The organism is Acinetobacter harbinensis (assembly GCF_000816495.1).
Classification (GTDB): Bacteria; Pseudomonadota; Gammaproteobacteria; order Pseudomonadales; family Moraxellaceae; genus Acinetobacter; species Acinetobacter harbinensis.
This window is the reverse complement of the sequence record NZ_JXBK01000001.1, coordinates 609,495-628,880: the sequence shown is the minus strand read 5'-3', so window position 1 is coordinate 628,880 and position 19,386 is coordinate 609,495. Positions and strand designations below refer to the sequence as shown.

Sequence of the window (19,386 nt, the reverse complement as noted above, 5' to 3'; positions counted from 1 at the left end):
TTTAAGACCTCGCCTGTTGAATACGTTTCTTAATTTTAGGGGCCAGCTTTTGCTTACGCGAGAACAAGGCAGCAGCTACACCATAGAACAGTAAGATCAACGGATAGGCCACGATGCCCATTTCATCTTTACTGACGCGGGTTTTAATGGCCATTAACGCCACAATTAAGCTGGCAAAAATCAATAAAGCCGGAAACAGTTTTAAATAACGTCCTTGCCGCGGACTAACTTCAGACAAGGCAATGGCCAAAGCCAAAGCCACCAGCACCGAAAAAGGCACAAAAATGCGCCAACCCAATTCACTGTCCACCACGGCATCGCCTCGGTTTTGCCACAGTTTGCCAATCGGCAAAGCTTCTACTTCAGTACTTTCAAATTTGGCTTCTTGGTCACTTTCTAAACGCAAGCGATAAGACTGAAATTCAGCTTGGCTATATTTGGGTTTGCCGGGGAAAATCTCATAACGGCGGCCTTCGGATAAATCGACAATACTGGCGGTTTCATTGGCCGCTTCTACTCGTGTGGCTTCTTTGGCCAAAATCATAATGTCGGGTTTGTCGGGTCCGGTGGCACGTTGGTAGAAAAATACATCTTTTAAATTACGACGATCTTCAGATAAATCACCGGCATAAATAGTGTAAGGCCCAGAGGAGATAAACTCTTTAGGCCGCACCAAGTCAAAACCCGTTCTCACGGCTTGATTGGTGGTTAAGGCCTCAAACTGACGTAATCCCCAAGGCGACATCCAAATCATTAAGGCCATTTGTACGGCTAAAAAAACCACCGTCAGCGGAATCAGTAAACGTCCCACTTGGTTACGGCTAAGGCCACTGCCATTTAAAACCGCCATTTCATGATCGACATATAGACGACCAAACACCAACATCAAGCCAATAAAAAAGCCCAAAGGAAGAATTAAGGTTAAAAATTCCGGTAAGCGATAGCCCACAATACTAAACAAGATGCCAACATCTAAACGTCCTTGTGCGGCCACGCCAAAGTATTTGATCAGTCGACCACCCATCATAATTAAGGTCAACAAAGCAATCACCACCACCGAGGTAGATGCCACTTGCTTGACCAGATACCGTCGAATAATCAAATTAATTCTTCCCAAAAAGAGGCCAATAAAAACCTGTGTTAGTTTACCCGAATGTTGAAAATATAAAACCTATACTGTTGTTGTGCATTGAAACGCTATTCATAGAAATGTTTCAATGGTTTAATGGTTTGCAAACTTTCAAAGGTATGAATACAGAATATGAAACTCACAATTAATACGTCATTCCAAGCCAAGGCGTCTAGTCCATTTTTGTTGATATTGGTTGATTCTGAACACCTGCAAAAGGCATCTTCTACTTACGAAATCAATAACTTAAATCAATTAATAAATGCTACACAATTTAAAGCCAGCCTAGCAGAATGTTTACCCTTAATTGCCAAAGTCCCTGCGTGTGACAACAGCATGCTGGTCGGACTAGACAAAGCCTGTGAGTTACAACCGGCTAAATTGGCCAAAATTGCACAAACGATTTTAAAAGCTGCACAAAAAAAATTCCAACACATCAGTATTGATATCAGCGCGCTACCTACAGAACAGCACTATTTATTCGCTTTGGCGCTGACGCAAGCCGGTTACGCCTTTGATGAATATAAATCCAAAAAAGATGCCATTTTATTGCAAGAAATTGAACTCATTTCCAACAACAGCACCTTAAACTCACAACAACTGACGCTGATTCATGCTGTGCAATCTGGACAAAACTGGGCACGTGATTTGGCCAACCGTCCCGCTAATGTGTGTTTTCCAGAATATTTGGCGGAACAAGCACACGCCTTGGCCGCTGAATATCCTGAGCTGTTGAAAGTGACAGTCATCAATGAGTCACAAATGGAAGAATTGGGCATGCATGCCTTTTTGGCCGTGAGTAAAGGCTCTGACCGTCCAGGACGTGTGATTACATTAGAATATAAAATGAACACTGAACAAGCACCGGTAGTCTTGGTCGGTAAAGGCGTAACTTTTGATACGGGCGGCATTTCGCTTAAACCAGGCGCAGGCATGGATGAGATGAAATACGACATGTGCGGTGCAGCCTCAGTTTTAGGCACCATGCGCGCGCTGTGTGAGGCTAAATTACCGATTCATGTGGTGGGTGCAATTGCCGCAGCAGAAAATATGCCTTCAGCTCGTGCCACACGTCCGGGCGATATTGTCACCAGTATGAGTGGTCAAACGGTAGAAATTCTCAATACTGATGCCGAAGGTCGTTTGGTACTTTGCGACACCTTAACCTATATTGCACGTTTCAAACCTGAGTTGGTAATTGATATTGCCACCTTAACTGGTGCCTGTGTGGTGGCCTTGGGTTCGGTCTTAACCGGCTTATTTACCCCAGATGATGCATTGGCCAACGAAATTCAAGTCGCCGGCCAAAGCAGTTTTGACCGTGTGTGGCGCATGCCCGTGATTGAAGATTATCAAGAACAATTGGACTCTCCGTTTGCAGATATTGCCAATATTGGTGGTCCGAAAGCCGGTGCTGTCACGGCGGCTTGTTTCTTGCAACGCTTCACCCGTGAATATCGCTGGGCGCATTTAGATATTGCCGGTACAGCGTGGAATTCAGGTGCAGCCAAAGGCGCAACCGGTCGTCCAGTGCCACTCTTGCTACAATTTTTAGCCAATCGTGCGCAGTCCAATGGCTAAGGTCAGCTTTTATCTGTTTGAAAAAAGTGATGAACGGCAAGTGCACAGCACTTGTCGTTTGTGCCGTAAAATTTTAAAAGGCACGCAACGTATTTGGTTATATTGTCCAGATTCAAATCTGCAACAGCAGCTTGATGAAGCATTGTGGACCTTTGATGCCAGCAGTTTTATCGCACATGGTATTGAGCAGGACTCAGCCACGATTTGTATTTCAGCTCGGCTACCGGCAGAATCGGATTGGATTGTGTTTAATTTTAACAATCAAGCGCTTGAACAGATTGATAAATTTAGTCACATTATAGAAATCATTGAAAATAATGAATTGGCAAAACAACAAGGTCGTGAGAAATTCAAACAATATCGCCGCTTGGGTATTGAAGCACGAACTTTTAAACTTTAGCTGATCAATTGAATTAAGGAGATACGCGGTGGCGTTAAATGTCGGTCCAGATTTTAAACAGCGCTGGTTAGATGTACCGGATGCTGTTCGTCAGGCATTTCTCGATGACCTTCAGCGTATCTGCGCAGTACTCAAACCGGAAACCAATATTCAAAAATGGTTAGAAAAGGATGCACAGGCGCAGCAACACTCCGATGAAAAAATTGAACAGGCCTATGCTGAGCGTAAAGCGCAATTAATTGAAGCTGCGCGGCTGCGCCGGCAACAGGCGCTCGAAAATTCTTTGGCCAAAAAACGTGCGGCACAAGCCAATTATGCACAAGCATTGCTGTTAGATGAAGCACGACAATTCGCACAACAAAGTCAGAGCTTAAATTTGATTCGTCAAAATTTACAGCATGAGACGCAAACCTATACTGCGCGCTATCATCAAAATCCTGAAACTTCAGCGCTTAATTTTAGCAAAGGGCTGATTTCGATGACTGATACTGAAATGTTATCGGAGTTAGACAGTGTACGGTTACGTTTAGAACTTGAAGCCGAAACACTGATTGAACAAGCTGTGACGGTATTTCGTGCGCGCTTACATCAAGCCAGTAAAGAGGAAATTGACTATGTATTAAGTCATTCAAATTTCTCTGATCAACCGCCGAGTCAATCATCAGCCTCTTCATGATTTAAAGCAGTCCGCAGCTAGGATGGTTAAGTTGTAGGCGGCAACAAATCGACAGCCACGCCCAATATATTGCCCAAACCATAGCCCATCGCCAGCAATAAGCTAATCCATACCACGCTGCCAAGAATGTTATACAGCATAAAACTGAAGATATTCATCTGCCCTGCACCTGCGGCAAACGGCGCAAAAGACCGCACAAATGGTACAAAACGCGCAATTAAAATGGTTTTACCGCCATGTTGGGTAAAATAACGATCCGTTTTGGCAATATATTCTGGCTTCAGAAAACGTGAATGCGCATGAAAGAACTTAAATCCCAGAAGCCGGCCGGTATAGTAATTAATGATATAACCCAAGATGGCAGCGATACACAGCAGTGGGCCAATATAGATTAAATGCATCACATCGGTGGTGGTACACAACGCACCAATGGCCAGTAATAGACTGTCCCCCGGCAAGAAAAACATAAACACAGAACCGGTTTCAATCAGAATAATTAAAAATAAAATGGCATAGATCCACAGACCATAATGCTCAATTAAAGTGGGCAACCATTGTTCAATATGTATTAAAAAATCCAGCATGTGTGGCGACCCAGTTCAGCGTTAGTCTGTGCATAACTTACTAAAAATGATTGATAAAAACAAAAAAAACAGTCTAATTTATCAACCAGACTGTTTTTAAAGCATTTTTTATTTCGAAAAGCCATTTTCTGCCAAAAAGGCCATGCTCATTTTTGATTGTGGCTCGCTGTGTGCTGCTTTATCGCCCAGCATTAAACGTTCAATATAACGCGCCAACACATCAACCTCTAAGTTAACCTGAGCGCCGGTTTTCCACGTGCCAATATTGGTGCGTTCAGCCGTATGCGGAATTAAATTTAGACTCATCACACTGCCACGTAAATGATTGATGGTCAGGCTAATACCGTCCACTGTGACGGAACCTTTTTCGGCTAAATATTTGGCAATGGCCGCAGGCGCAGTAACTTCATAATAAATAGAACGCGCATCTTCACGCACCACCGTAATTTCACCGACCGCATCGACATGACCACTGACAATATGACCCCCAAAACGTGTGGTGGGCAACATGGCTTTTTCCACATTAACGCGTTGTCCGACTTTCCAACTGCCCAATGTGGTGCGGTTTAAACTTTCACGCGATACATCGGCGGCGTACCAGTTTTCACCCCACTCAACTACGGTTAGACAAATACCATTGGTGGCAATCGAGTCGCCCAAATGTACATCTGACATATCCAGCGTGGTGCCAATGCGTAAACGCACATCACCGCCGACACTTTGTACACTTTCAACTTTGCCTAAACTTTCAATAATGCCTGTAAACATATTCTTTCTCTCATTTGGGCTAGATTTTACCACAATGCCAATTGGGTGCTGACGCCGGTCGTGTCCACGCCGCCCAGTTCTGCAAAATGATACAACTGACCTAAAAGCTGGCGCAATGGTGGACCCGATTTGGCATGCGTATCGGTAATCACAATAAATTCCAGTACGCGCGCACGTTCCGACTGACGCTGCTTACTGACGCGGTAACGCGGTACATCTTGGGTTAACAAAGTGACACGGCCACGTTTTAAATTGGCTTGCAGCAAATCAGCCGCTTCAATATTACCATCGGTTGAATAACTGGTCAGAATATAACGCGCCTTAATGGTCGCCACTAATTTCTCATACGCTTCTTTGGCGTATTTAGAGGAATTGTACTGACTCGGACGTTCTTTACGCCATGCGCGATCAATACCACTTTTATACCCTTTGGTATCTGGTGTGGGTAAATCATTTTGATCCCACAGCGTCAGCGCATTTAACACGTGATAATTACTGCTATAAGCGTGTTGATTATAAGGCGGATCTAAATACGCCACATCCACTTCAAAACTACTCATTTGATTGGCCAAATGTTGCGCATCGACGCACCACATCTCAGCCGCCGGCTTATTGACCTCGCCCACCGGACAAAAACGACTCGGCGTAAGCCACAGTAAAGATTCAATCCGTTCTAAAGCCGTTTGGGTTTTACCGCCCCAACCATGGTGAAAGCTTTTAAATACCCCACTGGTATTGCTGACAAAACTGGCCGAATACAGCAGCGGTGCCAGCAATGCACTCATCTCGACATCATTGATCGCACCTTGCGCCTGCCAAGCGGCAATTTGCTGACGCATGGCATCTATACGCATGCCATTGCGGCGTTTAAAGAACAAACGATCGCGGCTTGGATCATAAATTTCATCATTGCGCGGGCACAGATTATGCGTGACCCAGCCATTCACTTCCGGCAAGCGGTTTAACTGATCCAGAGCCTTTTGATAGCCTCCCAACTCTTTAAAAGCCGGTGCTTCAGTGCAGCATAAAATGGCACTATTGAGCGCATGGCTATACGGTTCCCAATCATTGGCAATCACCCGATAGCCATTTTGCCGCGCCAAACGTGAGACCACGCCGGAGCCGGCAAAAAAATCAGCAAAAATGGGCGCGCGGCCGTCTTTTTGTACTAAGGTTCCCGTACTCTCTAGCGCTTCTAAAATTAAATGCAGTAACCGGCGTTTATTGCCTAAATAAGGCACCAACTGGCTAAAAAGATATTCATCTGTGGTACGTGCTGAATGACGACGTTTATGATAAACCGAAGACTCTAAATTCATATTGTCTCTTGCAAAGGAATTAACCTTAAGCGCACATCATTGCCCAATTGGGTGACGTCCATGAGCTTAAATCGAAGTTGCTCTGCCATACGGCTAAATTCCGTATTCAACATTGCACGTGCTGTTTGACCTAACAAAGTCGGTGCCACATAACTGATCATTTCATCGACCAACTGCGCTTGTAAAAAAGCCGTGGATAGTGTTGCGCCTGCTTCAACCAAGACATCATATATTTGATGCTCGGTCACTAAGCGCTGTAATAAATCTGTTAAGGATTGTACTGCGAATTGTTGTACACCTAAGTCGGCCAATGATTGCCGAAAAGGCCCCATCACCATGACCGTGTCTGGCTGTTGCAATATTTTGGCGGTTAAAGGCAGGCGCCCTTGTCGATCGAGTATCAGGCGTTTGGGTTGAACAATACTGCTGATCTGCTCAACACCAGTCAACTGCCGCACATTCAGCTGACAATCATCTGCCAGTACCGTGTCGATACCTGTTATGACCACCGCAGAAATAGCGCGCCAGTGCTGCACATCTTGGCGTGCCTCAGTGCCGGTAATCCACTTTGATTCACCCGAGGCCATTGCGGTTCGGCCATCTAAACTTGATGCCACTTTTAGCCGGACATACGGCATGCCCGTGGCCATGGCTTTTAAAAAGCCTAAATTGAGTTGTTCTGCTTCCGCCTGAGCCACGCCCACGATGACCTCAATACCGGCATCTTGTAAAATCTGTAGACCTTTACCAGCCACCAAAGGATTGGGATCTAAACAGGCCACCACCACTTTGGCGATACCGGCTTCAACCAGACCTTTGGCACATGGCGGCGTACGGCCATAATGCGCACACGGCTCTAAGGTGACGTATGCAGTCGCACCGCGCGCATGTTCACCCGCTTGACGTAAAGCAAAGACTTCGGCATGCGGCTGCCCTGCTTGTGGATGAAAGCCTTCACCTAGCAATTGCTGCTCTTTCACAATCACGCAGCCCACATTTGGATTGGGCTTGGTGCTGTATTGGCCAAGTCGCGCTAACGCAATGGCACGTTGCATCCACAGCTGATCCTGCGGCATGGCGGCTTGGCTTAACTTAGACATGTTCAGACTCTATTTATTGATTAATGTTCACGCTGCTGCATTTGTTCAATTTGACGCCGAAAAGCCTCTACATCTTGAAAATCTTGATAGACCGAAGCAAAACGCACATAAGCCACATGATCCAAAGCAAATAAAGATTGCATCACAATTTCACCAATGGTGCGCGATTTTACATCACGCTCGCCTAAGCGACGAATTTGCAATTGAATATCACTGAGTACGGTTTCTATTTGTTCTTGGGTGACGGGGCGTTTTTGCAAAGCGTGCATCAAGGAACGGCGCATTTTCGCTTCGTCAAAAGGCTCGCTTTTCCCATCAGATTTAATGACCCGTGGCATCACCACTTCATAGGTTTCAAAGGTGGTAAAACGTTCCGCGCAGCTGATACATTCACGGCGTCGACGAATCTGACAACCTTCAGCGGCCAAACGCGAATCAATGACTTTACTGTCTGCGGTGTTGCAGAATGGGCAATGCATAGCGGTTTAATTGAACAAATCCAATCGGATTTAAAGTGTAGCAAAAATTCTATCCTTTGTAGAGTTTTACGCAACATATAGTAAAAAAACAGCCCAGAAGGGCTGTTTCACACAATATATTGATAATCCGACCCAGTGCTTATTCGATCCGTTCGCCGTGTTGACTTAAGTCAAGGCCCATCCGTTCATCATCTGCCACCACGCGAATACCCATCACTAAATCAATCACTTTAAGAATGATAAACGTCATCACAGCAGAATAAGCCACGGTGGCCAGTACGCCCTCAATTTGTACCCACAATTGATGCAGCATATTGACCGGTGCTTTATCGCCCATAATGAAATCACTGGCAAAAAATGCGGTTAAAATCGCCCCGACAATCCCTCCCACGCCATGCAGACCAAACGCATCTAACGAGTCATCGACTTTTAAGCGATTTTTCAGCACGGTAATGGCCCAAAAACACACCACAGCCCCGATGATGCCCATGACTAAAGCGGCACTGACCGTTACAAAACCAGCGGCGGGAGTGATCACCACCAGACCGGCCACTGCACCCGATACGCCGCCCAACACTGATGCTTTTCCTCGGACGATTCTTTCCGTAATTAACCATGCAATGGCAGCAGATGCGGCAGCAATTTGCGTTACCATTAACGCATAAGCGGCTGAACCATTGGCGCCCAGTGCAGAACCGCCGTTAAAACCGAACCAACCGACCCACAATAAACTGGCACCAATCACGGTTAAGGTCATATTGTGCGGCGCCATAGATTCACGCCCCAAGCCCATACGCTTACCCAGCATATACGCGGCCACTAAACCGGCCACACCCGAGTTAATATGCACCACCGTACCGCCAGCAAAATCCAATGCACCATGACCAGCCAACCAACCACCACCCCACACCCAATGTGCAATGGGAGCATAAACCAGCACGCTCCAGACGCTGATAAAAGCCACAAAAGCACTAAATTTCATGCGCTCAGCGATTGAACCAGTAATAATCGCCACAGTGATGATGGCAAAGGTCATTTGAAAAAGAACAAATAGAATTTCTGGAACAGTACCGGTTAAGGCATTCGGACTGATCCCCAAAAGCAGGATTTTATCAAAGCCACCAATGACGGCATTGCCTTGACTAAAAGCCAAGCTATAGCCCACCAACACCCAGCTCATACTGACGATGGCCGCAGCCACAAAGCTATGCGCCATGGTGCTCAGAACATTTTTCTTACGCACCATACCGCCGTAGAATAAAGCCAAACCCGGAATGGTCATTAATAAGACCAATGCGCTTGAAACTAAAATCCACGCGGTATCGCCACTGTCTAATTTCGCTTGATTTGAAACGGGGATGGGTTCGGCTGCAACAGACGTTACAGCCAATGGGATATTATTTGATGGACGATCATCCGCGTGATCAATGTTGAGCTGCTCAGCGGCAAGGGCTGCCGGTGCAGTTTCTTCAGCCGATGCAACAGAAGCAGATAAAAGCGCGCCTGATAGACTCAGCGCAAGCAGTATTTTTTTCATTCGTGTCCCCCAACCTAGTTTTTCGAGCTACGAGTAACTCAGCAAACTTCGTGCCAAGTTACACCGCATCTGCACCCGTTTCGCCGGTACGAATACGAATAACCTGTTCAAGGTTAGTCACAAAAATTTTACCATCACCAATTTTACCGGTGCTGGCCACACGTGTAATCGACTCAATGACCGACTCGACCATATCATCGCTAATGGCGATTTCAATTTTCACTTTAGGCAAGAAATCAACCACATATTCGGCGCCGCGGTAAAGTTCAGTATGCCCTTTTTGACGACCAAAGCCTTTAACTTCAGTCACAGTGATGCCTTGAACACCAATTTCAGAGAGCGCTTCACGCACGTCATCTAATTTAAAGGGTTTTACAATTGCAGTTACAAGTTTCATGTTTGTTTTCCTTCGGCTTCTTTCACCAGTAAGGTTTTATGTTCAAATTTCGTGCCAAAATTTCTAAGGTTGGGGGAAAATAGAAATGTTCGACACGAGTTTTCTTTATACCCTATTTTACGCTTTTAAAGATGCTGCGGTCTTTAAAAAATAATGCTTTTTACGATAAAATTTACGATTTTACTCATCGAAAAAACGCATATCTCATATACAAGCCCTATGGTCTCTGTTTAAGCAATGCTACACTGCCAAACACTTTTACATCGTTATGGAATCACAATGATTGAAACGTTACTACAGGCGATTATGGAACAACTCGATCAGCCAAAAAAAGACATTGAACATAATTTACGTGCTTTGCTCGATGAAGCGGTCAGCAAGATGGATTTGGTCTCGAAAGATGAAATCCAGCGCCAACGTATTGCTTTGGATAATGCCAACTTAAAATTAGCGCACTTACTGCAACAAGTTGAACATTTAGAACTGAAAATAAAACATAAATAAGCACCTCTTTGGTGCATTAAAAGACAAAACGACTAAAAATAACGCAAAATAATGGAATAAAAAGAATGTCTTTTGCTAAAATTTATACCCGAGGTTTGCTTGGGCTGCATGCCCCCTTAATTGAGGTTGAAGTCCATGTCAGTCAAGGACTGCCCTCTTTGACCATTGTTGGACTGCCTGAAGCTGCAGTACGTGAAAGTAAAGATCGGGTGCGCTCGGCCATTATTAACAGTGGCTTTTTATTTCCGACCAAACGCCTGACCATCAATTTAGCGCCGGCGGACTTACCCAAAGATGGCTCACGGCTGGATTTACCCATTGCCTTGGGCATCTTGATGGCATCCGGACAAATTGCGGAACATTCCACCGATGGATTAGAGTTTATTGGTGAATTGGCTTTAGATGGACAACTGCGTCCCGTAAGCGGTATTTTAAGTATTGCCATGGCCTGCCAACAGGCTGCGCATCAATTGGTTGTACCGGCACAAAATGCTGAACACGCCTGCCAACTGCCCAATTTTCAGGTTTTTGCCGCACAGCATTTAAAGCAGGTCTGTGAACATTTATCTCAGCAGCAGATTATTCAGCCCTATACCGCCGCTGAGGTTGCTGCCACTAAGCACTATAAATTTGATTTAGCCGATGTCAAAGGGCAACTTCGCCCACGGCGCGCCTTAGAGATTGCCGCAGCTGGCGGCCATTCGTTACTGTTTAAAGGGCCACCGGGGACGGGTAAAACTTTGTTGGCCTCACGTCTGGCCAGTATTTTACCGCCTTTAGACAGCCAAGAGAACTTAGAAGTGGCGCGGATCTATTCAGTGTCCAATACCGCCCACCCTTTTGGGCAGCGGCCTTTTCGCGCCCCACATCATACCGCGTCAGCTGTGGCTTTAGTTGGTGGCGGCTCTCATCCAAAGCCCGGAGAAATTACGCTGGCACATTTGGGCGTGTTATTTTTAGATGAATTACCCGAATTCGATCGCAAGGTTTTAGAGGTGCTAAGACAGCCCTTAGAGGCGAAAGAAATTGTGATCTCACGGGCATCGAGACAAACCACTTTTCCGGCAAATTTTCAATTGATTGCGGCAATGAATCCTTGTCCTTGCGGCTATGCCTTTAATCAGGATGTGCGCTGTCAATGTTCAAGTGAGGCCATTAAACGCTATCAAAATCGTATTTCTGGTCCGCTACTTGACCGCATTGATCTACATCTTGATGTACCCCCTTTACACGCCAATGAGCTACAAAATAAAACTACAGTGGAGAATTCAGATACTGTACGGCAACGCGTGATTCAGGCCTACGCCTTACAAATGCAGCGCCAACAGTGCTTAAATCATGCCTTAACACCGCAGCAGCTAGAACAATTTGCCATACTGGATGCGCAGGCAGAAAAAATGATGGAGATGGCGCAGCAGCGCTTAAATCTATCAGCACGTGGCTATCATCGGGTATTACGCGTGGCCCGCAGTATTGCAGACTTGGCGCAGCATACCGATATTCAAACTACACATTTAAGTGAAGCTTTATCTTACCGCGCACAACAAAATTAGCCTGATTCAGTAGTTTAAAAATCAACACACATCAACAACTCTTTAATACATCAGCACGGCTAAAGTGATCAGCATTGAGTAAGTAAGAAACCGCGTTTAGCATATAAAAAGCCCCACTACAGCTTGGCTGGCGCGGGGCTTTTTCTTTCAAAGTAAAGTTCAGATTTTTACCCTTAAAAGGCTTTGCTTAAAGTGAATACGGCGCCGGTTTCAATCCCTCGTTTTGCTGCATCAGATAGCCCCTTAGTTTCTAGATTGGTTCCTATCGCTGCTAACTCTGCTGTTGCACCCGATACCGATTTAAAGCTATAGCTCAGCGCCGCTTTCCAGTCCAGATAATGATCATCGCCATTAAAGCTATATTTATCCTCATCAACCACGCTATACCCTACGCCAATCAGGGCAGAAAAACCGCTCGAAGCCAAGGGGGCAGAATAGGCCATATTCAAATTCCAGCTATCTGCACCGACCCCTGCATAATCATTGCTATAGTTAAGATTGGTAAATAAATAATCGCCTTCGAGTAGCTTATTTTTAAAGGACAGTTTGGTGTAGAGTTCCGCCCAATTTAACTCGCTGGCACTGGGGTAGCTGTAATACAGCACACCGACATCTACAATTGGCTTGCTGCTTAACGTCTCTAAAGTGCGGCTATAACCGAAAGAAGGATCAAGCTCTAAATGCGGTGTATCGACCCCAAAATTTACATTTGAACCCCAAAGTCCTGCATACAGACCAGACGGATGGATCAAGCTAAATCCGGCTTGAATTGCCGGATCAGTATCTGTTTGCGTTATGCCACGAAAACGATAATCTGTGCTGATTGCCGCAGCGCCACTTAAAGATAAGCCCCAGGGTAATCCTGCAGATTCATCGGCAAAGACTGCGCCAGATAAGCTGGTCAATGTTACCGCAACGAATAATTTTTTAAGCATATGAATATCCCCAATCATTTTTATAGACTCAATGGGTTATTAGCAATTGCTATGCCAGTTCTTAAAAATAAACGTGGCTATAAGCCAAATACACTGGCCAGTAAAACTGGCTCAGCTGCACCGTAGCACTGCTTTAGACACCTCATCCAGCAGGCAGTATCTGGCCTTTGGGCGTTAATTTTCTATTTCAATTGTTCAAAAAAACGTAAAATCTTTATTATTTTTTACTGTTGAAGCAGATTGCACCCGATTTTTACGGACATATTTTTAAGACTTAATTTGTTCAATCAAGTATTTAATTAAAATTAAAAAAAGTGCACTTATTGAACGCAATAAACGCACTTTTATATTTTCACACTGCGTTAAAAGTGACGCAGTTAGAAATTAAAATTTAATCCCAACACCCATCGATCATCAAAATGTTCAGCCAAACGATCTTGCCCACCAATCACATAGTCTAAAGATGCGGTAGCTGCGGTATGTGCAATCTCTTTACTCACCCCAATACGTGCTTCATTCAAAGCCACATCCTTGCGTGTGCTGATAATACTGTCATCGCGGTGGCTGTTATAAATTGACATGCCGACAGACGTATTCAAAATAAAATCTTGCGGTAAATTCTGAGCATAGGCTGCGCTTAAATAAATATCCCCTGCATTGGCAAAAGAAGCATCATTTAATACCACGACTGCTGCCAAGCTCAAATTTTTATAACCCAATTCGCCCAGTACATCAAAGGCTGTGGTGCTACGTTTATCGCCATTTTCGGCATAGACACTGCCACCATCTTGATAATAATAGGCCGTTGTTTGCACTTTATAGCGCCAATCTGGATTAATCTGCTTGGCATAGGCCAGATAAAAATCATGCTCAAAGCCATGGTCTTTATCTTCACTGCTATCGGATGGATCATAATCTAGTGTTGAACCCCAATAGCCCACACTCCAAGCATTGCCATAGGCATATTCAATGCCCGCTTGCAAAGCAACATCATTATTTTCAACCGCACCGCGGTAAATATATTTATTCACCACAGCAAAACTGCCACTCAGCGATGCTGCTGGAGTTGGGGTCGGACTAAATTCTTCAGCAAAGGCCGTTATGGTGCTTAAGCCCAGCACCAAAAATAACGCCATTTTATGTGAAGTATGCTGCATTTTTACCCCTTTCATCATGCAAGATAGATGATGCTTTAGCCATTAAGTTAGGCTGCGAATTCTAAAGCTTTTTTATTATTATGGGTTAAATTGTTCTAATCTTTGTATATGCAAGCCTCTAACTCAGCACCACTATGTAGCAGAATAAACACTCTTATACATCCTCATTTTTAATGCGCAATAGCTGACCAAAATATAATCAAATTTTGGTTTAAATATAGGCGCTTAAGTCCAAGACAATAACGTTGAAAGACTGTAAGACCAAAGTATTAATAATCCAAATTCAATCAAAATCATCAATTCATCGTATTTTTTAAAGGTGATTTTAAATAGAAATAACCATAAAAAAAATAGGTTATGAATCTAGATTATTGTTTTAAATAATATTTCTATATAGAGTTTCTTTTTTTTAATTAAGCGGTCATTTATGATTATTAATGCGATGTAAACAAAGCTTAACTTTTCTTCAATAAAATTCATAAAAAAATATTTTTTTGCTATACATTACGTATACAATTCCTGCAATTTAATCTTCTTATTTTGTATAAGGCTCTTTCCCAATGCAAAAACTTACTTTAGCAATTCTTATTCAGGCGGCACTTATTTCCACCGCCTATGCCAGCGAACAAAGCGAAACCAAAGGTTTTGTTGAAGATGCTTCAGGTTCAGTATTATTTCGTACCGGTTTTTTAAGCCGTGATAAGAAAAATGGCGTTGAAGATACCCGCTCTACTGCACAAACAGCGATTGTAAAACTCGACTCTGGCTTTACTCCAGGCGTGATCGGCTTTGGTGCAGGTATTATTGGTGATGCCTCATTCAAGCTGGGTGAAAATGCCCATGCAGGCAATGGCATGATTCCAAAAAATAATGATGGATCAGCATACGACCATTGGGTGCGTGGCGGCGGTTATGTAAAAGCGCGCGTATCGAATACCACTGCAACTTATGGTACACAAGTTTTAGATATTCCTGTATTGGCCAGTAATACTGCTCGTTTAGTGCCAGAATACTTTACTGGCGTATTACTGCAAAGTAATGAAATTAAAAATTTAAGTTTGATTGCGGGTAAATTTACTGAAAATCAATATTCAGATCAAATCACCACTGATGGTAACGAACTTGACCAAGCAATAGTTTGGGGTGGCAAATATAAATTTAACGATAACTTAAGCACCTCTTATTACGGTACAGATATTAAAGACCGTTTAGAACGTCATTATGTCAATGCCAACTATAGCTATCCATTGGCAGATAAGAGTTCATTGACTTATGATTTTAGTGGTTATCATACCGAGTGGGATGAGAAATCAGATGGCAGTGCATATACCTACTCGCATACCACAAATGATCTTAGCAACTTAAGCAATAATATTTGGGCACTTTCTGCGACCTACAATACCGGCCCACACAATGTGATGGTCGCTTACCAGCAAAATACGGGTAACACCGGTTATGACTACGGTCTAGGGAAAGGTGTCGGTGATGGTCAGCAAACGATTTACATGCCGAACTCATACTTGTCTGATTTTATTGGGAATGGTGAAAAATCAGCACAACTGCAATACAGCTATGACTTTGCTGCAATGAATGTACCAGGTTTAAGCTGGACCACAGCCTTTGTTTACGGTTGGGATATTAATGTAGCCGGTGAAATTGATCGTGCTCAACTCATTACCGATAATGCGCAAGAACGTGAGTTCTTTAATCAGGTTAAATACACCATGCAATCTGGCTTTGCTAAAGATGCCAGCTTACGCCTGCGTCACTCTTACTACCGCGCCAGTGATGCTTACCAAAAGCCTTATATCGGTGATACCAATGAATGGCGTATTTGGTTAGATATCCCTGTAAAATTATTTTAATCCTCTCGATTAAAATATAGAGATATAAAAACCCACATCATGATGTGGGTTTTTTATTGGCTTTAAGCTTTGAATGAACCTAGGTTAAACTTATTAACTAAGCTGCAAAATTATTTTTTAGCAGCTTCAATCGATTTTAAGATTTCTGCTTTGGCAACGTCAGAGCCTTCCCAGCCGCTAAGTTTGACCCATTTGCCTGGCTCAAGATCTTTATAATGTGCAAAGAAATGCTCGATTTGTTTGAGCAACAATTCAGGAAGATCGGTATATTCTTGAACATCTTTATAAATTGGGCTTAATTTTTCGTGGGGTACAGCGATTAATTTCGCATCAATACCACCATCATCTTCCATATTCAATTTGCCTACTGGACGGCAACGAATCACTGAACCTGGCTCTACTGGATGCGGCGTTACCACCAATACGTCTAATGGATCACCATCTTCTGACAGGGTATTCGGCACATAACCGTAGTTCGCTGGATAGAACATTGCTGTACCCATAAAACGGTCGACAAATAATGCATCTGAATCTTTGTCAATTTCGTATTTAATCGGTGCTGCATTGGCAGGAATTTCAATAATAACGTAGATGTCGTTTGGGGCATCTTTACCCGGTGGGATATTGCTGTAGCTCATAGCATCACTCTTGAACAAGTTAAATCTGATTTAAACCGCACTGATTATAACGGTTTTTGGACATTAAATAACTTGGCGATTATACATCTGTCAGACCAAAATATATATTTGCATGATTGGACTAAAGATTAAGTCAGTTTAATCACCAATACCAACAGCAAAATAGGACATAGCAAAGACAACAGCCACACAATAGAACGTAAGGTGGCCCAGTTGGCTAAATAGCAAATTCCGTACAGGATTCGTAATACAATATAGGCCATCCCAAACGTCATAATGACGGTTTGCGAGATCACCATATATTCTGCCATTAAAATAGCAGCAATAAATAACGGCAAGCTTTCAAAACTGTTTTGCTGTGCTGCATTGGCACGTGCCGCCAATCCAGTGGTTTTTGCTAAAAAATCTCGGGGATGTTGATTATCTTTGGCTTTAAAACCGGCTGTTTTTTTCGCAATCATGGCAAAGACATACGGCAATAAACAGGCGATTAAGATGAGATAGATTATTCCGCTTATGTTTTGCATCTCATTTTTCTCGTTAAGATTTTCTGCCACATATCATAGCATGGTGTTTCCGCAATAATTTTTGTTAAATTATAATGTTTTTATCAATGCCTCATAAGGATCCAAGATGGACAGTCCCGATCAGCAAAAAATGTTCGACGTACTTGAAAAACAGCGCCAACATCAAGGCAAAGTAGATCGTGTACTTAAAATTGTATTGCCGATTATTGCATTCTTAATCGCCACGATCTGCGCCAACTTAAATATTGGCTCCACCTTAGGCACGCTGATTTTATTAATTGTGGCCTTATGGATGGTGGCTATTCGTCGGCAAAAATTAAGCTACTGGCTGTTGGTGATTTTAGTTTACTGTACAGTGGATAACTTCTTTAGCTATGGCAGCTTTTACTTTTCAGGCTTTGCGCGTCAATTTGGCACCATGTCGACCTTTGTGGCCATTTTTGCCATTGCCCGACCGTATATTGATCGTTGGATGATGAAAGATAAAATTTAGAATAAAAAAAGCGCCCTTTCGGCGCTTTTTTTATCATCTGATTTAAGCTGTTTTACGTAAATCTTTACGTAAAATTTTGCCTACATTCGATTTTGGTAATTCATCAATAAATTCAACATAACGCGGGCGTTTATAACCGGTTAAGTTTTCTTTGGCATAGGCCAGAACTTCTTCTGTGGTTAAAGACGGATCTTTTTTCACCACAAATAGTTTTGGTACTTCACCTGATTTCTCATCCGGTACACCAATCGCTGCAACTTCCAGCACTTTCGGATGTTGTGAAACCACTTCTTCAATTTCGGATGGATAAACATTAAAGCCCGACACCAAAATCATATCTTTTTTACGATCTACAATTTTGATATAACCACGGCTGTCCATAATACCGATATCACCAGTACGGAAGAAACCATTGGTCATGACTTTTTCAGTTTCATCCGGACGGTTCCAATAGCCTTTCATGACTTGTGGTCCGCGAATCGAAATTTCGCCTTGTTCACCCAATGGCATATCATTGCCATCGTCATCTAAAATTGCCACGTCAGTTAAAGGCAGTGGAATACCAATGGTGCCACTAAACTCATTTGATGCAGGCGGATTAGCCGTCGCAACCGGTGAGGTTTCCGACAAACCATAACCTTCGATAATATTGGTGCCAGTAATCTTTTTCCATACTTCTGCAGTAGAGGGAAGTACGGCCATACCACCGCCCATCGCCATTTTCAGTTTGCTGTGGTCAAGCTGTCTAAACTCTTCGTTGTTCACCAACGCATTAAACAACGTGTTTACCGCTGGGAAGAACGAAGGTTGATATTTAGCCAGCTCTTTAATCACAGCAGGTAAATCACGTGGATTAGGAATCAGAACGTTGGCTTGGCCTTTATACATGCCGTACATGGCACAGACCATGAACGCAAAAATATGATACAGCGGCAAAGCACAGAAAATACGGTCATCTTTAGAGCCGTCTTGAGCGCCAAATTTGCTTTGGAAAATACCATCGCACTGCAACATATTGGCCACAAGGTTACGATGCGTTAATTCTGCACCTTTAGACACCCCTGTGGTACCGCCGGTATATTGTAGGACGGCTGTATCGCTTAAAGTTAAAACAGGACGTTTATAGTTGCTGGCACTGACTTTTGCCATAGCGGCATTAAATTTGATATGGCCCGGAATATTCCAAGCTGGAATTTGCTTACGAACTGAACGTAAAACAAAGTTAACCAAAGTGCCTTTTAAAGCCCCCAACATATCGCCTACAGAGGCAACCACCACGTGTTTTACTGGCGTCTTACCAATAATGGCTTGATACACAGTGGCAAAGTTTTCAACAATCACCAACACTTCTGCACCAGAATCGTTCAGCTGATGTTCAAGCTCACGCGAGGTATACAGCGGATTGACATTGACCAAGACGAGACCTGCACGAAATACCCCCAGTGCAACCACTGGATATTGCAGCACGTTCGGCATCATCACGGCAACGCGAGAACCTTTGGCCAATCCTAAACTTTGTAGATAAGTTGCAAATTTACGGCTTGCTGCTTCTAGCTCATCAAAAGTTAAGACTTTATCCATAAAGATAAAGGCGTCACGTGAACCAAATTTTTGAAAATTACGTTCAAAAACATCATTAAGTGAGGTATTTTCTGCTGGTAATTCTACAGTTTGAGGAATCCCCATTTTTTGGTATTCAGCGAACCAAATTTTTTCCATAACGCCCTTCTCTCTAATCTATAAT

The 19,386-nt window shown here is 43.5% G+C and carries 20 protein-coding genes; 7 read left to right on the top strand and 13 right to left on the bottom strand.

Features of this window, described 5'->3' with window-relative positions; genetic code table 11:
• Position 1: 1 nt before the first annotated feature.
• Complete coding sequence (gene lptF, locus SE27_RS02945; protein ID WP_039620718.1) at positions 2-1,102, bottom strand: LPS export ABC transporter permease LptF; 1,101 nt, start codon at positions 1,100-1,102, stop codon at positions 2-4.
• 159 nt (positions 1,103-1,261) lie between these two features.
• On the opposite strand from lptF, the gene SE27_RS02940 reads away from it, so the two are divergent.
• The 3 genes from SE27_RS02940 to blhA are packed head-to-tail and all read left to right on the top strand — an operon-like array spanning position 1,262 to position 3,786.
• Positions 1,262-2,710: a leucyl aminopeptidase gene (locus SE27_RS02940; protein WP_039620716.1), complete on the top strand. Its 1,449-nt coding sequence runs from the start codon at positions 1,262-1,264 to the stop codon at positions 2,708-2,710.
• On the top strand, positions 2,703-3,110 hold the full coding sequence (locus SE27_RS02935) for a DNA polymerase III subunit chi (RefSeq protein ID WP_039620714.1): 408 nt from the start codon (positions 2,703-2,705) through the stop codon (positions 3,108-3,110). The genes SE27_RS02940 and SE27_RS02935 overlap by 8 nt, the downstream gene beginning before the upstream one ends.
• Positions 3,111-3,138: 28 nt before the next feature.
• Complete coding sequence (gene blhA / locus SE27_RS02930) at positions 3,139-3,786, top strand: cell division protein BlhA (protein WP_039620712.1); 648 nt, start codon at positions 3,139-3,141, stop codon at positions 3,784-3,786.
• 26 nt (positions 3,787-3,812) lie between these two features.
• On the opposite strand, the gene SE27_RS02925 is transcribed toward blhA, so the two are convergent.
• From SE27_RS02925 to glnK, 7 genes are all read right to left on the bottom strand, one after another.
• Positions 3,813-4,370, bottom strand: coding sequence for a VTT domain-containing protein (locus tag SE27_RS02925; protein ID WP_039620710.1), 558 nt, complete (start codon positions 4,368-4,370; stop codon positions 3,813-3,815).
• A 108-nt stretch (positions 4,371-4,478) separates the two neighbouring features.
• Positions 4,479-5,138: a riboflavin synthase gene (locus tag SE27_RS02920; protein ID WP_039620708.1), complete on the bottom strand. Its 660-nt coding sequence runs from the start codon at positions 5,136-5,138 to the stop codon at positions 4,479-4,481.
• A 26-nt stretch (positions 5,139-5,164) separates the two neighbouring features.
• Positions 5,165-6,457, bottom strand: coding sequence for a DNA adenine methylase (locus SE27_RS02915; RefSeq protein WP_039620706.1), 1,293 nt, complete (start codon positions 6,455-6,457; stop codon positions 5,165-5,167).
• Positions 6,454-7,557, bottom strand: coding sequence for a bifunctional diaminohydroxyphosphoribosylaminopyrimidine deaminase/5-amino-6-(5-phosphoribosylamino)uracil reductase RibD (ribD, locus tag SE27_RS02910; RefSeq protein WP_039620704.1), 1,104 nt, complete (start codon positions 7,555-7,557; stop codon positions 6,454-6,456). Before ribD ends, SE27_RS02915 begins: the two co-directional genes overlap by 4 nt.
• A 20-nt stretch (positions 7,558-7,577) precedes the next feature.
• Positions 7,578-8,036, bottom strand: a complete 459-nt coding sequence (gene nrdR, locus SE27_RS02905) for a transcriptional regulator NrdR (RefSeq protein WP_039620701.1) — start codon at positions 8,034-8,036, stop codon at positions 7,578-7,580.
• A gap of 139 nt (positions 8,037-8,175) precedes the next feature.
• On the bottom strand, positions 8,176-9,573 hold the full coding sequence (locus SE27_RS02900) for an ammonium transporter (protein ID WP_039620699.1): 1,398 nt from the start codon (positions 9,571-9,573) through the stop codon (positions 8,176-8,178).
• A 58-nt stretch (positions 9,574-9,631) separates the two neighbouring features.
• A complete protein-coding gene (gene glnK / locus SE27_RS02895) occupies positions 9,632-9,970 on the bottom strand; it encodes a P-II family nitrogen regulator (RefSeq protein WP_039620698.1) in 339 nt (112 codons plus the stop codon).
• 279 nt (positions 9,971-10,249) lie between these two features.
• Between glnK and SE27_RS02890 the strand changes: the two genes are divergently transcribed.
• Entirely contained in the window at positions 10,250-10,474 is a 225-nt protein-coding gene (locus SE27_RS02890; RefSeq protein ID WP_039620696.1) for an accessory factor UbiK family protein, read from the top strand.
• A 65-nt stretch (positions 10,475-10,539) separates the two neighbouring features.
• A complete protein-coding gene (locus SE27_RS02885) occupies positions 10,540-12,027 on the top strand; it encodes a YifB family Mg chelatase-like AAA ATPase (protein ID WP_039620694.1) in 1,488 nt (495 codons plus the stop codon).
• Between the two features lie 173 nt (positions 12,028-12,200).
• Here SE27_RS02885 and SE27_RS02880 read toward each other — a convergent pair whose 3' ends face one another.
• Both SE27_RS02880 and SE27_RS02875 read right to left on the bottom strand, forming a co-directional pair.
• Complete coding sequence (locus SE27_RS02880; protein WP_039623767.1) at positions 12,201-12,962, bottom strand: TorF family putative porin; 762 nt, start codon at positions 12,960-12,962, stop codon at positions 12,201-12,203.
• A 377-nt stretch (positions 12,963-13,339) separates the two neighbouring features.
• Positions 13,340-14,119 carry a TorF family putative porin gene (locus SE27_RS02875; protein WP_039620693.1) on the bottom strand — a complete coding sequence of 260 codons (780 nt, stop codon included), beginning with the start codon at positions 14,117-14,119 and terminating at the stop codon, positions 13,340-13,342.
• A gap of 560 nt (positions 14,120-14,679) precedes the next feature.
• On the opposite strand from SE27_RS02875, the gene SE27_RS02870 reads away from it, so the two are divergent.
• Positions 14,680-15,984 (top strand): OprD family outer membrane porin, encoded by a 1,305-nt coding sequence (locus SE27_RS02870; RefSeq protein WP_039620691.1) that lies wholly within the window; start codon positions 14,680-14,682, stop codon positions 15,982-15,984.
• Positions 15,985-16,094: 110 nt separating this feature from the next.
• Here SE27_RS02870 and ppa read toward each other — a convergent pair whose 3' ends face one another.
• Positions 16,095-16,622: an inorganic diphosphatase gene (gene ppa, locus SE27_RS02865; protein ID WP_039620688.1), complete on the bottom strand. Its 528-nt coding sequence runs from the start codon at positions 16,620-16,622 to the stop codon at positions 16,095-16,097.
• Positions 16,623-16,750: 128 nt separating this feature from the next.
• Positions 16,751-17,149 carry an MAPEG family protein gene (locus tag SE27_RS02860; protein ID WP_039620686.1) on the bottom strand — a complete coding sequence of 133 codons (399 nt, stop codon included), beginning with the start codon at positions 17,147-17,149 and terminating at the stop codon, positions 16,751-16,753.
• Between the two features lie 106 nt (positions 17,150-17,255).
• Here SE27_RS02860 and SE27_RS02855 point away from each other — a divergent pair, with 106 nt between their 5' ends.
• Positions 17,256-17,642, top strand: a complete 387-nt coding sequence (locus SE27_RS02855; protein ID WP_039620685.1) for a hypothetical protein — start codon at positions 17,256-17,258, stop codon at positions 17,640-17,642.
• A 42-nt stretch (positions 17,643-17,684) separates the two neighbouring features.
• Here SE27_RS02855 and SE27_RS02850 read toward each other — a convergent pair whose 3' ends face one another.
• Positions 17,685-19,361: an AMP-binding protein gene (locus tag SE27_RS02850; protein ID WP_039620683.1), complete on the bottom strand. Its 1,677-nt coding sequence runs from the start codon at positions 19,359-19,361 to the stop codon at positions 17,685-17,687.
• Between the last annotated feature and the right edge of the window lie 25 nt (positions 19,362-19,386).